Here is a 13701-nt window from a genome sequence, read left to right as displayed (position 1 = left end):
AGAGGAGCTTATCGCAACAGCGTTAGAACACCGACTGAATTTTCAGACCGGCGACCAGCGCGTTGTCGACTTCATCAACACCGCCCGGGTGAGTGATGTATTGCAGGTTGGGACGCACGGTCAGCCAGTTGGTAACGTGGAAGCCGTAGTTGATTTCGTAGTTGTACTCAGTGCTACGCAGTGGTGCGAACAGCGGATCCTGGTAGTCGCTGACGCCATTGGAAGCGTTGATCAGCTCGGCGTTTTTCTTCACGTCGTCGTTGACATGGATACGGGCGGCGCCGATGCCGACGTCATCTTTCGGACGTGCATCAAACGGGCCTTTGTACACAAACATCAGCGACTGGTAGTTGTCGACGACGTTGGTGTCCTTGTCGTGGAACGTGGCGTTGGCCGCGATGTTCAGACCACGGGAAGCGTCACCGTTGTGGGTGGTGAGTTGCTGTTGTGCAACGAACCAGTAGCCGGACTTGCTGCTGTGGCTGCGATAGGCGTTACCGCTGGTGGCAGCGTCATCACCGTTGACGTCTTCGCGGACATCATCAGCCTTGGCCGTGCTTTTGTAGTAACCGACACGGTATTCGCCCGGCAGGTTGTTCGGGTTAGGCAACCAGACCAGCTCGACCGGGATGACGGTGCCCGCCGTACCACTGCCGCTGAGCTTGAAGCCGTTACCGTGTTCCAGTTGCGACGGGTTCTGGTTGTACGCGCCGATCTGCGCATAGAACTCAGGCGAGATGTTGTACTTCACACGGACCGCGGCCTGGCTGACTGGCCAGTTGTACCAGATGTTGGTTGCCCAGTTACCCACTTGGGAACCGCAGAACGCCAGGTTCTGGAACTCGCATGGGAAGGTGTTGAAGTCTTCGCCTTCGCCGAAGTAACCGGCCTTGACGTCCAGTTTGCCGTCGAGGAACTGGTGTTTGATCCACAACTGGGTCAGACGAACCATGTGGCCACGACCGTAGACTTCTTGCGAAGAACTCAAGGTGCCGGCACGCGGATCGCCGACGCGGTCATTGGAAATGTTCTGACCGTTACGGTTGGTGAACTGGATCTTGGCCTGGGTGTTATCCCAGCCCCACAATTTTTGCAGGTCCAACGCCACGCCGAGGCCAAACTGGTCGGAGTAACGCGCGGTCTTGTCGTTGTTGTAGCCACCGTGGAGGTTACCGCCGACTTCGCCGACGTAGTCCATCTTGATGTCGATACCCTGCTCGATCAGCTTGGTACGCTCACCACCCCAGTCACCGGTCATCCACTGGGAATCGGCGCTGAACGCGTCAGCCGCGTGAACGCTACCGACCAGGGTCATTGCCGCCGCAACAGCTGACAATTGGCAGATAAGCTGAGCGTTGTTCTTCTTCTTCATCCCTACATCCTCGTTTTATTGTTATTAACTGTTTTTATCTAACGCGGTTTACATGGATTGCGGCGAATGTCCCCATCCGCCGCGTATTTCCCCGAGCGGGAGCTGGCACGCCAGCTTCCACACTTGATCTTCAGCGACCTTTGAACTGCGCCACGTTGGCGCCATGGGCCTCGGCTTTTGGCACCCCGGCCACCCCCAGGCGCTCCCCGGTCTTGGCATCGAACAGCAACACTTTCGATGGATCGAATTGCAGGGTCAGGGTCTCGCCCACGCCCGGCGCAACGTCTGGCGCCAAACGGCAGCAGACCTTGGTTTCGTTCAGGCTGACGAACACCAGGGTGTCCGGCCCGGTCGGCTCGGTGACCTGGACTTCGGCACGAATGGTCGGCAAACCATTCGGCTCGCCGTTGGCCAGTACGATCTGTTCCGGGCGCAGGCCGAGGATCACTTCGCGATCTTCGAGCCCTGCGTCCTGCATGCCCATTGGCAATTCGCAACGGGCCTGGCCGCTGTCGAGCAACGCCACCAGACGACCGTCCTTGCGCTGCAAGCGCAGCGGGATGAAGTTCATCGGCGGCGAGCCGATGAAGCTCGCCACGAACAGATTGGCCGGGTTGTTGTAGATGTCTTTCGGCGTGCCGAACTGCTGGATGATCCCGTCCTTCATCACCGCCACTTTATCGCCCAGGGTCATCGCTTCGATCTGGTCGTGGGTCACGTAGACCGTGGTGGTTTTCAGGCGCTGGTGCATCAGTTTCATTTCGGTGCGCATCTCGACCCGCAGCTTGGCATCGAGGTTGGACAGCGGTTCGTCGAACAGATAGATCTTCGGCCGCCGCGCCAATGCACGACCCATGGCCACGCGCTGTTGCTGGCCTCCGGAGAGCTGGCCGGGTTTGCGGTTGAGCAAGTGTTCGATCTGCAGCAGCTTGGACACCCGCGCCACTTCCGTTTCGATATCGGCAGCGGGCATTTTGCGGATCTTCAAGCCGAAGGCGATGTTCTCGCGCACGCTCATGGTCGGGTACAGCGCGTAGGACTGGAACACCATGGCGATGTCCCGGTCTTTCGGGCTCATGCCGCTGACGTCCTGGTCATCGATCATGATCGCGCCACCGGTGATGGTTTCCAGGCCGGCGATGCAGTTCATCAGGGTCGACTTGCCGCAACCCGAAGGTCCGACCAGGATCAGGAACTCACCGTCCTTGATCGACAGTTCGATGTTCTTCAGGGTGTCCGGCAGGCCGGGACCGTAAGTCTTGTTTACATTGCGAAGTTCGAGCGTAGCCATGATTACCCCTTGACTGCGCCGGCCGTCAGCCCGCGCACGAAATACTTGCCTGCGACCACATAGACCAGCAGGGTCGGCAGCCCGGCGATCATCGCCGCCGCCATATCAACGTTGTATTCCTTGGCCCCGGTACTGGTGTTGACCAAGTTGTTCAGCGCTACTGTGATGGGTTGCGAATCACCGCTGGAGAACACCACGCCGAACAGGAAGTCGTTCCAGATCTGGGTGAACTGCCAGATCAGGCAGACCATGATGATCGGGGTGGACATCGGCAGGATGATCAAGCGGAAGATGGTGAAGAAGCCCGCGCCATCGAGCCGCGCAGCTTTCACCAGCGCATCCGGGACGCTGACGTAGTAGTTGCGGAAAAACAGCGTGGTGAACGCCAGGCCGTAGACCACGTGCACGAACACCAGGCCGGTGGTGGTGCTCGCCAGGCCCATCTTGCCGAGGGTGAACGAGGCCGGCAGCAGGACGGTCTGGAACGGCAGGAAGCAACCGAACAGCAGCAAACCGAAGAACAGTTGCGAGCCGCGGAAGCGCCACATCGACAGCACATAGCCGTTCAGCGCACCGATGGCGGTGGAGATCAGTACCGCCGGAACGGTGATCTTGATCGAGTTCCAGAAGTACCCGTCAACCGTGCCCCAGGCCTTGACCCAGCCAATGCCGCTGACCACGGACGGCCAGCTCAGCAGGTTGCCGGAGTTGATGTCTTCCGGGGTCTTGAAACTGGTCAACAGCATGACCACCAGCGGTATCAGGTACAGGAACACCGCGAGGATCAGCACGGCGTAGATCGCGATGCGACTCAGGCTGATGGAAGGTTTGGCGAAACTAGTCATGACGCTTGGTCCTCAGCTCGGAGTACAGGTAAGGCACGATGATTGCGAGAATCGCACCGAGCATCAGAATCGCACTGGCCGAACCCATGCCCATCTGGCCACGACTGAAGGTGAAGGAATACATGAACATCGCCGGCAGGTCGGAGGAATAACCCGGGCCACCGGCGGTCATGGCCGCGACAAGGTCAAAACTCTTGATCGCGATGTGGGCCAGGATCATCACGGCGCTGAAGAACACCGGACGCAGGCTTGGCAACACCACTTTCAGGTAGATGCGCGGCATGCTCGCGCCGTCGATCTGGGCGGCACGGATGATCGATTGATCAACCCCACGCAGACCGGCGAGGAACATCGCCATGATAAAACCCGAGGCTTGCCAGACGGCGGCAATCACCAGGCAATACACCACGCGATCCGGGTCGATCAGCCAGTCCAGGCGGAAGCCTTCCCAACCCCAGTCACGCAACAATTTGTCCAGGCCCATGCCCGGGTTGAGCAGCCATTTCCACGCGGTACCGGTGACGATCATCGAGAGCGCCATCGGGTACAGGTAAATGGTGCGGATGAAACCTTCGCGACGAATGCGCTGGTCGAGGAACACCGCCAGCAGCACACCGATCACCAGGGTGATGCCGATAAACATGCCGCCGAATACCGCCAGGTTCTTGCTCGCGACCCACCAGCGGTCGTTGTCGAACAAACGCTGGTATTGCGCCAGGCCGGCCCACTTGTAAGTCGGCAGGAAAGTCGACGTGGTGAACGACAGCACGAACGTCCAGAGGATATAGCCATAGAAGCCCACCAGGACGATGAACATGCTCGGCGCCAGCACCAGTTTGGGGAGCCAGCGCTGCAATGCATCGAACGGCGAGGCCTTGCTGAACACAGCAACAGAACTCATGGGAAGATCCAGTACGTAGAAAAAGGATTACAGGCGCGTGCCGGGTGGGAGCGGGTTTGCCGCCCCCATCGGGTCTACGCTGCTAACGGTTACTTGGCTGCTTTGATGGCCGTGCCGAGTTGCTTGGCGGCGGTGGCCGGATCAGCTTTCGGATCGTTGATGAAGTTGGTCACGACATCAAAGAACGCGCCTTGCACTGCCAGCGTGGTCGCCATGTTGTGCGCCATGCTCGGTTGCAGGCCGCCGGACTTGGCGTCCGCCAGGAAGTCCTTGGCAGCGGTCTGGGCGCAGGAGTCGAAACCGTACTTGCCCATGTCGTTCAGCATGTCGATCCGAACCGGGATCGAACCTTTGTTGATGCTGAAGACTTTCTGGAAGTTCTCACCCAGCACGACCTTGGCAATGTCCTGCTGCGCGGCAGCCGTGCCCTTGTCTTTCTGCTTGAACACCGCCAGGGAGTCGATGTTGTAGGTGAAGGCCTTTTCGGTACCCGGGAAGGCTACGCACTCGTAGTCCTTGCCCGCGACTTTCTTGGCCGCGGTCCATTCGCTCTTGGCCCAGTCACCCATGATCTGCATGCCGGCCTTGCCGTTGATGACCTTGGCCGCTTCCAGGTTCCAGTCCTGGCCTTTGCCGTCGGCGTCCATGTAGGTCGCGACTTTCTTCAGCTCGGTCAGCGCCTTGACCATTTCAGGACCGGTCAGGGCAGCATTGTCCAGGTCGACCAGGGCTTTCTTGTAACCGTCGACGCCCATGACCGAAAGCACCACGGCTTCGAACACGGTGCTGTCCTGCCAAGGCTGGCCGCCGTGGGCAAGGGCGATGAAGCCTTTGGCCTTGAGCTTGTCGCCAGCGGCGTAGAATTCTTCGAGGGTGGTCGGGGCTTTTTCGATGCCGGCTTTCTTGAAGACTTCCGGGTTGATCCACAGCCAGTTGACGCGGTGAATGTTCACCGGCACGGCCACGTAGTCACCCTCGTACTTCACGGTATCGGAGACTTTCTTGTCGAGCAGGCTGTCCCACTTCTCCGACTTGGCCGCGTCTTTCAAGACGTCGGTGTCGAGCAGACCGGTAGACGCCCATTCCTGGATGTCCGGACCTTTGATCTGCGCGACGCCTGGCGGGTTACCGGCCACGGCGCGGCTTTTCAGCACGGTCATGGCTGTAGCACCGCCACCACCGGCAACGGCGCCGTCCTTCCAGGTGAAACCGTCTTTTTCGACTTGGGCCTTGAGCACATCAACGGCGGCTTTTTCGCCACCGGACGTCCACCAGTGAACGACTTCTACCGAACCTTTGGATTCGGCGGCAAGTGCACTGAGCGGGAATGCAGAGATAGGAAGCAATGAGGCAAGAGAAATGACAGTAGCGAGGCGAGAAATCGCATTCATCTAGAATTACCTTTCTTGTTGTTATGCATGCAAGTCTGGTGCTTGCGCTGCATGGGATTTTAAACAGGAGTTATCCCTTCGCAGGTAACGAAGGGACGCTTGAATGTCACCACATGGTTACACAGGAGCGCTCTGAGACAACTGCCCCAAGGCAGTCGCCATGCTCGGCGCCAATGGCAGGCGCGGGATCAACACGGCTTGCCAGGCGTGATACAGGTCCGGCTTGCCGCCCCAGATATCGGCACTCGGACGGTTTTGCGGGTCGAGTTCATGGTGCCAACTGCCATCGCAGCGGTCGATGAAATGACTGTCACAAAACTCCCAGAACAGTCGGTACCAGGTTTCGTATTGCTCATCGCCTGTGCGTTTTAGCAGGGCACTGGCAGCGGCGCTGGCTTCGCAATGGGTCCAGTGCAAGCGGTGACGAACCACGGCGCGGTTGTCCCAGTCCAGCGTGTAGACGATCCCCGGCTGGCCGTCGATGTTCCAGCCGTGACGGCAATTGTGATCGAAGAGTTTTTGCGCATCGGTCGCCAGCCAACCCGGCGTGAGCATCCCGGCCTGCACCCGCGCCGCTTCGAGGTGCAGCAACAGCCGCGCCCATTCGAAACCGTGACCCGGCGTGGTGCCGTAGGGGCGGAAACCGTCGGCCGGGTTGTCGTGGTTGTATTCGCGCAGCGGTTGCCAGTCGCGGTCGAAATGCTCGACCACCAGGTAATCGTTGGCAGCGGCGTGACCGTGGATCACCCGTTCGACGATGCGTTGCGCGCGGACCAGCCAGCGGTGGTCATCGGTGACATCCGCGAGTGCGAGGAAGGCTTCGGTGGCGTGCATGTTGCTGTTGGCGCCGCGATAGGCTTCTTCTTCGCTCCAGTCACGATTGAAGGATTCGCGCATCGCGCCCTCCTCCTCGCTCCAGAAATGGGTGTCGATGATGTGGATTGCATCGTCGAGCAGAGCTTGTGCGCCGGGCCGTTGTGCGACGACTGCGGAACTCGCGGCCAGGGCGACGAAAGCGTGCAGGTACGCGGCTTTGCCGGTGTTGTCATCGCGATGATGGGCCGTGGCGAACCAGCCGCCGTGTTGAGCATCTTTCAACGGGCCGCTGAGGGCCTGGACGCCATGATCCACCAACTCGGCAAACCCCGGCAGGCCCTGGATGTGGGCCATGGCGAAGCTGTGGGTCATGCGCGCGGTGTTCATGGTTTCGGCGTGGGCGTTGGCCAGGAGCTGGCCTCTTTCATCGAGATTGCCGAAGCCTTCGGGAAGCTTCGAAGCCTTGGCGAACGCCAGCAGGCGCAGGCCTTCGGCGGCAAGCCATTGCTGGTGGGCAGGCGCGTTCAGCCAACTGTTGAAGGCCGGTTGGAAGGTGTCCATGGGGTACCTTTTTTGTTGTTATGACTGGGGGCAGTCTAAACAACGGTCGAGGCGTGGCAGGTAACGAAGGGGGCGGGTTTTGTCACCATGTCGTGACAAAGTAAAAGCAAAATCAAAAGAACGCAGCCTTCGGCAGCACCTACAGAGATCGGCGCAGGAGCTGCCGAAGGCTGCGATCTTTTGATCGTTCAATCGATTGAACGCGGCAACTGCAACGTCACCCTTAACCCACCCTCGCGCAAATTCTGCAGACTCACTTCACCACCATGGCTATGCGCAATATTGCGCGCAATCCCAAGGCCCAACCCGTAACCCTGCTGCTGGCCAGACAGGCGGAAGTGCGGTTCGAACACCTGCTCCATCCGCTGCTCCGGCACCCCTGGCCCTTCATCGTCCACATGCAGGATGAACGCGCTCTGGTCGTCATCGATATGCAAATGCGCGTTCTGCCCGTACTTCAAGGCGTTGTCGATCAGGTTGCCGATGCAGCGCTTGAGCGCAAGCGGTTTGCCCGGATACGCCGCAAACGCCCGACCCTGCTGAGTTACGCGACCATTGCCATTGGGCGCCAGGTACGGCTCCACCAGGCAATCGAGCACGTGATTGAGGTCCACTTGCTCGATGTTTTCGTGGATGTCGGTGTCTTTCACGCATTGCAGCGCGCCTTTGACCAACAACTCCAACTCATCCAGATCGCGGCCGAACTTGGCTTGCAGCTTTTCGTCTTCGAGCAATTCGACCCGCAACCGTAAGCGAGTGATCGGCGTGCGCAAGTCGTGGGAGATGGCGCTGAACAACTGACTGCGCTCGGTCAGGTAACGGCTGATCCGTTCGCGCATGGCATTGAAGGCGCGGCCGACTTCGACCACTTCACTGCCGCCGCCCTCGGGCACCGGTTCAACTTCGGCACCAAGGGACATGTCCCGCGCCGCCCGCGCCAGGCGCTTGAGTGGACGACTTTGCCAGTGCACCAGCAAGCCGATGAACAACAGCAAAAAGCCGCTGGTGAGGACAATAAACCACACCTGCTGCGCCGGCAGGCCTTGCTCTTCAAGACTGGTGTAAGGCTCGGGCAGCAGCGAGGCGATGTACAGCCATTCCCCCGGCGCCATCTGGATTTGCGTGACCAGCACCGGCGGGTTCACCGGCTCCAGGGTCAACGCGTAATGCGCCCAGGAGCGCGGCAATTCATCGAGTTTCAAGCCGCTGTTGAAGATCCGCAGGTCTTCGGGGCTGACGAACGTCACCGAGATATCCGTGTCATGCCCCAGGGACTCGCGCAGCACTTCGTCGACCGCTTTGAGCACTGCCGCTTTGCGCGGGGTGATCGGCAACACTTCCATGCCCAGCGGTTTGTCGTTGAGGGTCACCACAAACCGGGTGCCACCCATGCTGCGCAACTGGTCGAGCACCAATGGCCGAAAAGCGACGGGCAATGAACGGAAATAACTGACGCTGGCGGTCATCGAATGGGCCAGGCTGCGGGCGCTGGTGACCAGGCCTTCGAGCTGGGTCGCGCGCAGTTGCGAGACCCAGATCACGCTCGACAGCGCCTGGGCAAACAGCACCACCAACAGGGTCAGCAGCAACATCCGCCCGAGCAACGAGCGTGGCACCGGGACCTTGGCGATGAGCTGGCGTAGAAACTCAGTGGCCATTACTGGCAACCACATTGGCGGCCAGTTGGTAGCCGCTGCCACGCACGGTACGGATCAGTTTCGGCGGTTTTTCGGTGTCGCGCAGGCGCTGGCGCAAACGGCTGACGGCCATGTCGACGATGCGATCCAGCGGCATCAAGTCGCGGCCACGGGTGGCGTTGCCGATGGTGTCCCGGTCGAGGATTTCCTGGGGATGATCGAGGAACAGTTTCAGTAGCGCGAAGTCGGCGCCGGAGAGAATCACTTCCTCGCCATCGATGTGGAACAGCCGATGGCTGACCATGTCCAGGCGCCAGTCATCGAAGGCCAGCACTTCACTGCCGGAACGTTCCTGACCGAACTGCGCGCGGCGCAACAAGGCCTTGATCCGCGCCTGCAATTCCCGAGGGCTGAACGGTTTGCCCAGGTAATCGTCGGCACCCAGTTCCAGACCAATAACGCGGTCGGCCTCGTCGGAGCTGGCAGTGAGCATGATGATCGGCACCTGGGCCTGGCGCGGGTGCTGGCGAATCCAGCGGCAAAGGCTGAAGCCGTCTTCGTCCGGCAGCATCACATCAAGGATCACCAGATCGCTCGGCGCCTCGTTCATCGCCTGGCGAAAGCCTGCGCCGTCCGGCGTGGTGCGCACCTGAAAACCTGCTCGGGTCAGGTAGGTGTCCAGCAACTCGCGTATCTCTTGATCGTCATCGACCAACAAAATCGACTTGTTGACTGAGCTCACAGGGGCGGCATCCTTGTTGTTTGAATTGGGCGGATTATGCCTGATCGTTCGATCGTTCCCACGTTCGGCGTGGGAATGCCTCAAGGGACGCGAAGCGTCACGGGCTGCATTCCCACGCAGAGCGTGGGAACGATCATTAGTGTGCCTGCTCGAGCGCCACACCCGCGCCCATCAGCCCGGAATACGGCGCCGTCACCAGCCACACCGGAATCCCCTTGAAGTAATCGCTCATGCATCCCTTGTCGGCGAAGCAGCGGGCGAAACCGCTTTCAACAAAGAAATCGGCAAACCGGGGAATTACGCCACCGACGATGTACACGCCGCCGCGCCCACCGGTGGTCAGCACGTTGTTGCCGGCCACGCGGCCGAGCCAGCAGCAGAACTGCTCCAGCACTTCCAGCGCGACCGGGTCACCGGCCAAACCTGCCGCCGTAATGGCTTCGGGGGTGTGGAACTGCGGTTCATGGCCATCCACCGCGCAGATCGCCCGATAGACCCGCGGCAAGCCGCTGCCACTCAACGCTGTTTCAGCGCTGACATGGCCGATCTCGTTGAAGATGTGTTGCCACAATTGGGTCTCGCGCGGACTGCTCAGCGGCAGATCAACGTGACCACCCTCCCCCGGCAACGCCGCAAAACGGCCTTCACCCAGATCAAGCAAGGTGCCGACGCCCAGGCCTGTACCGGGGCCGATCACTACCGCCGGGCGCAACGGCTCCGGCGTACCTGCGCAAACCACCCGAAACTCGTCCGGCTGCAAACGGGTCATGCCCAGGGCCATGGCCGAGAAGTCGTTGACCAGCATTAACTGATCCACCTGCAAGGTCTGGCAGAACGCCTTGCGGCTCAGGCGCCAGTGGTTGTTGGTGAACTTGAATTCATCGCCGCTCACGGGACCGGCCACCGACAGGCACACCGAACCGATGTCGCCCGGTTTCAAGCCCAAGCCAGTGAGGTAAACGCCAATGGCCTCCTCCGGGCTGGCGTGATCCGCTGTCGGCAGCACCTGGATCGACTCCAGTTGCTGGTTTTTCCACAACGCGAAACGTGCGTTGGTCCCACCGATGTCACCGACCAAAGCCAGTTTCAATTAAGCGTCTCCAGGGCAGAAGTGAAGGCGCTGGCGCCCTGCTCTGCGGAGCTGAAGGCCATGCGCATGAAACCAAACAGTTCGCGCCCGCTGCCGATGTTGTTACCCAACAAACCCTTGGCTGGCGTGCGCGCTGCGAATTCTTCGGCGTCCACCTTAAGCTCCAGGGTGCCTTTGACGCCATCGACGCGGATGATATCGCCCTCTTGCACCCGCGCCAAAGCGCCGCCCACAAATGCTTCGGGGCTGACGTGAATGGCCGCCGGGATTTTCCCCGATGCGCCGGACATGCGCCCGTCGGTCACCAGCGCGACTTTGAAGCCGCGATCCTGCAGCACGCCGAGGAACGGCGTCATTTTGTGCAGTTCCGGCATGCCGTTGGAGCGCGGGCCCTGGAAACGCATCACCGCGACAAAATCCTTCTCCAGCAAACCGGCCTTGAACGCATCGGCCAAATCCTGCTGATCCTGGAACACCATCGCGGGTGCTTCGACGATCTGGTTTTCCAGGGCCACGGCGGAGACTTTCATCACCCCGCGGCCGAGGTTGCCTTCCATCACCCGCAAGCCGCCCTCTTGCGAGAACGCACGAGCCACCGGACGCAGGATGGTTTCGTCGAGGCTTTCGATCGGGCCTTCGCGCCAGACCAGTTCGCCGTTATCGAGGAACGGTTCCACGGTGTAGCGGCTCAGGCCATGGCCGAGCACGGTGTTGACGTTTTCGTGGAGCAGCCCGGCTTCCAGCAGTTCGCGGATCAGGAACGACATGCCGCCCGCGGCCTGGAAGTGGTTGATGTCGGCTTTGCCGTTCGGGTAGACGTGGCTTAGGGTCGGCACGACTTCGGAGAGGTCGGCCATGTCTTGCCAGGTCAGTTGAATGCCCGCCGCCATGGCGATGGCCGGCATGTGCAAGGTGTGGTTGGTCGAGCCGCCAGTGGCGTGCAGCGCGACGATGGAGTTGACCAGCGAGCGCTCGTCGACGATTTCGCCGATCGGCATGAAGTCGCCGTTCTGCTTGGTCAGGCGCGTGACCTGATGCGCCGCTTCGCGGGTCAGGGCATCGCGCAACGGCGTGTTCGGGTTGACGAAAGAGGCACCCGGCAAGTGCAGACCCATGACTTCCATCAGCAACTGGTTGGTGTTGGCCGTGCCGTAGAAGGTGCAGGTGCCAGGGCTGTGGTAGGAATTCATTTCCGATTCCAACAGTTCTTCGCGGCTGGCCTTGCCTTCGGCATAGCGCTGGCGCACGTCGGCTTTCTGCTTGTTGGAAATGCCCGAAACCATCGGCCCGCCCGGGACGAAGATCGTCGGCAGATGACCGAAACGCAGCGCGCCCATCATCAGGCCCGGGACGATCTTGTCGCAGATGCCGAGCATCAGCGCGCCGTCGAACATGTTGTGGGACAGCGCCACGGCGGTGGACAACGCAATCACTTCACGGCTCGGCAGGCTCAGTTCCATGCCGGGCTCGCCCTGGGTCACGCCATCGCACATCGCAGGCGTGCCGCCAGCGAACTGGCCGACCGAGCCGATTTCGCGCAGGGCTTTTTTGATCTGTTCAGGAAAGACTTCGTACGGCTGGTGCGCCGAGAGCATGTCGTTATACGAAGAAACAATGGCGATGTTCGCGGAGTTCATCATCCGCAGGCTGTGCTTGTCTTCGGTGCCGCAACCGGCCACGCCGTGGGCGAAGTTGGCGCATTGCAGCTTGCCGCGCATCGGACCGTCGCTGGCGGCGCCGCGAATCAGCGCAAGGTAAGCCTCACGAGTAGCTCGGCTACGGGCGATAAGCCGTTCGGTGACCTCAAGGACGCGGGGATGCATGTGTAGAACTCCAGGCTAACGGATGTGGCGACCTGATTGTCTATGCTGATCAAGGGCCGTTGTCGATGGGGTGACGGGCGGCTTTCTTGATCGATCGGACCAGTTGATTCAGGTCACTCGTTGTAGATTGAACAAAATATTGCCATTAAAAAGGCTTGTTTTCTATTTTTATGCGAATAATCTTGTAATTCCAACAACAAATCGACGGCGGCCCTGTTAAATGACTCTTCGAATCGCAATCAATGGTTTTGGCCGTATCGGCCGTAATGTCCTGCGCGCACTGTATACCCAAGGCTACCGCCAGGATTTGCAGATCGTCGCCATCAATGACCTGGGTGACAGCTCGATCAACGCGCATCTGCTCAAGTACGACACCGTTCACGGCACTTTCGACGCCGATGTCCAGCACGATAACGAAAGCCTGACCGTCAACGGCGACCGCATTTCGGTCAGCGCGATTCGCAACCCGGCCGAACTGCCATGGGCCGCCGAGAAGATCGACGTCGTTTTCGAATGCACCGGTCTGTTCACCGACCGTGCCAAAGCCGCCGCGCATATTACGGCCGGCGCGCGCAAAGTGATCATCTCGGCCCCGGCCAAAGGCGCCGACGCCACCGTCGTTTATGGTGTTAACCACGACATTCTGCGCCAGTCGCACCAGATTATTTCCAACGCCTCGTGCACCACCAACTGCCTGGCCCCGGTGGCCCAGGTGCTGCACCGCGAGTTGGGGATCGAAAGCGGTTTGATGACCACGATCCACGCCTACACCAACGACCAGAACCTGACCGACGTCTACCACACCGACCCGTACCGCGCCCGTTCGGCCACCCAGAACATGATCCCGAGCAAGACCGGCGCCGCTGAAGCGGTGGGCCTGGTGCTGCCGGAACTGGCGGGCAAGCTGACCGGCATGGCGGTGCGTGTTCCGGTGATCAACGTGTCGCTGGTAGACCTCACCGTACAGCTCAAGCGCGAAGCGTCGGCTGATGAAGTGAATGCGCTGCTGAAAGAAGCCGCTCAACACTCGAAAATCCTTGGCTACAACACCCTGCCGCTGGTCTCCAGCGACTTCAACCACAACCCGCTGTCGTCGATCTTCGACGCCAACCACACCAAGTCCAGCGGCAAGCTGCTCAAGGTCCTGGCCTGGTACGACAACGAATGGGGCTTCTCCAACCGCATGCTCGATAACTGCCTGGCGCTGTGTAACGCCGAGTAACCGTGGAGCA

Annotated in this window: 11 protein-coding genes; 1 reads left to right on the top strand and 10 read right to left on the bottom strand. The window is 60.3% G+C overall.

Annotated elements, in window-relative coordinates:
- Positions 1 to 22 precede the first annotated feature (22 nt).
- The 10 genes from HKK52_RS28045 to edd all read right to left on the bottom strand — a co-directional run bounded on the left by HKK52_RS28045 (position 23) and on the right by edd (position 12469).
- Positions 23 to 1372, bottom strand: a complete 1350-nt coding sequence (locus HKK52_RS28045; protein ID WP_169373445.1) for a carbohydrate porin — start codon at positions 1370 to 1372, stop codon at positions 23 to 25.
- A gap of 130 nt (positions 1373 to 1502) precedes the next feature.
- On the bottom strand, positions 1503 to 2663 hold the full coding sequence (locus HKK52_RS28040; RefSeq protein ID WP_169373444.1) for an ABC transporter ATP-binding protein: 1161 nt from the start codon (positions 2661 to 2663) through the stop codon (positions 1503 to 1505).
- Positions 2664 to 2665: 2 nt separating this feature from the next.
- Positions 2666 to 3508, bottom strand: coding sequence for a carbohydrate ABC transporter permease (locus HKK52_RS28035; RefSeq protein ID WP_169373443.1), 843 nt, complete (start codon positions 3506 to 3508; stop codon positions 2666 to 2668).
- Positions 3501 to 4409: a carbohydrate ABC transporter permease gene (locus HKK52_RS28030; RefSeq protein WP_054044927.1), complete on the bottom strand. Its 909-nt coding sequence runs from the start codon at positions 4407 to 4409 to the stop codon at positions 3501 to 3503. Before HKK52_RS28030 ends, HKK52_RS28035 begins: the two co-directional genes overlap by 8 nt.
- An 89-nt stretch (positions 4410 to 4498) precedes the next feature.
- Positions 4499 to 5800 carry an ABC transporter substrate-binding protein gene (locus tag HKK52_RS28025; RefSeq protein ID WP_169373442.1) on the bottom strand — a complete coding sequence of 434 codons (1302 nt, stop codon included), beginning with the start codon at positions 5798 to 5800 and terminating at the stop codon, positions 4499 to 4501.
- Positions 5801 to 5917: 117 nt separating this feature from the next.
- Positions 5918 to 7177, bottom strand: a complete 1260-nt coding sequence (locus tag HKK52_RS28020) for a D-mannose isomerase (protein ID WP_169373441.1) — start codon at positions 7175 to 7177, stop codon at positions 5918 to 5920.
- Between the two features lie 188 nt (positions 7178 to 7365).
- Positions 7366 to 8835 carry an ATP-binding protein gene (locus tag HKK52_RS28015; protein WP_169373440.1) on the bottom strand — a complete coding sequence of 490 codons (1470 nt, stop codon included), beginning with the start codon at positions 8833 to 8835 and terminating at the stop codon, positions 7366 to 7368.
- On the bottom strand, positions 8825 to 9556 hold the full coding sequence (locus tag HKK52_RS28010; protein ID WP_169373439.1) for a response regulator: 732 nt from the start codon (positions 9554 to 9556) through the stop codon (positions 8825 to 8827). Before HKK52_RS28010 ends, HKK52_RS28015 begins: the two co-directional genes overlap by 11 nt.
- Before the next feature lie 136 nt (positions 9557 to 9692).
- Positions 9693 to 10646: a glucokinase gene (locus tag HKK52_RS28005; RefSeq protein WP_169373438.1), complete on the bottom strand. Its 954-nt coding sequence runs from the start codon at positions 10644 to 10646 to the stop codon at positions 9693 to 9695.
- Positions 10643 to 12469: a phosphogluconate dehydratase gene (edd, locus tag HKK52_RS28000; protein ID WP_169373437.1), complete on the bottom strand. Its 1827-nt coding sequence runs from the start codon at positions 12467 to 12469 to the stop codon at positions 10643 to 10645. The genes HKK52_RS28005 and edd overlap by 4 nt, the downstream gene beginning before the upstream one ends.
- Before the next feature lie 220 nt (positions 12470 to 12689).
- Between edd and gap the strand changes: the two genes are divergently transcribed.
- Positions 12690 to 13691, top strand: coding sequence for a type I glyceraldehyde-3-phosphate dehydrogenase (gene gap / locus HKK52_RS27995; protein WP_054044940.1), 1002 nt, complete (start codon positions 12690 to 12692; stop codon positions 13689 to 13691).
- Positions 13692 to 13701 lie beyond the last annotated feature (10 nt).

This window comes from Pseudomonas sp. ADAK2, assembly GCF_012935755.1.
Taxonomy (GTDB): domain Bacteria; phylum Pseudomonadota; class Gammaproteobacteria; order Pseudomonadales; family Pseudomonadaceae; genus Aquipseudomonas.
This window is presented reverse-complemented; position numbering and strand designations above follow the sequence as displayed.

Excerpts from the sequence above, each read along its gene's own strand:
- HKK52_RS28040 (WP_169373444.1), bottom strand. The coding sequence starts at position 2,663 with ATGGCTACGCTCGAACTTCGCAATGTAAACAAGACTTACGGTCCCGGC.
- HKK52_RS28025 (WP_169373442.1), bottom strand. The coding sequence starts at position 5,800 with ATGAATGCGATTTCTCGCCTCGCTACTGTCATTTCTCTTGCCTCATTG.
- HKK52_RS28020 (WP_169373441.1), bottom strand. The coding sequence starts at position 7,177 with ATGGACACCTTCCAACCGGCCTTCAACAGTTGGCTGAACGCGCCTGCC.
- HKK52_RS28045 (WP_169373445.1), bottom strand. The coding sequence starts at position 1,372 with ATGAAGAAGAAGAACAACGCTCAGCTTATCTGCCAATTGTCAGCTGTT.
- gap (WP_054044940.1), top strand. The coding sequence starts at position 12,690 with ATGACTCTTCGAATCGCAATCAATGGTTTTGGCCGTATCGGCCGTAAT.
- HKK52_RS28030 (WP_054044927.1), bottom strand. The coding sequence starts at position 4,409 with ATGAGTTCTGTTGCTGTGTTCAGCAAGGCCTCGCCGTTCGATGCATTG.
- HKK52_RS28015 (WP_169373440.1), bottom strand. The coding sequence starts at position 8,835 with ATGGCCACTGAGTTTCTACGCCAGCTCATCGCCAAGGTCCCGGTGCCA.
- HKK52_RS28035 (WP_169373443.1), bottom strand. The coding sequence starts at position 3,508 with ATGACTAGTTTCGCCAAACCTTCCATCAGCCTGAGTCGCATCGCGATC.
- edd (WP_169373437.1), bottom strand. The coding sequence starts at position 12,469 with ATGCATCCCCGCGTCCTTGAGGTCACCGAACGGCTTATCGCCCGTAGC.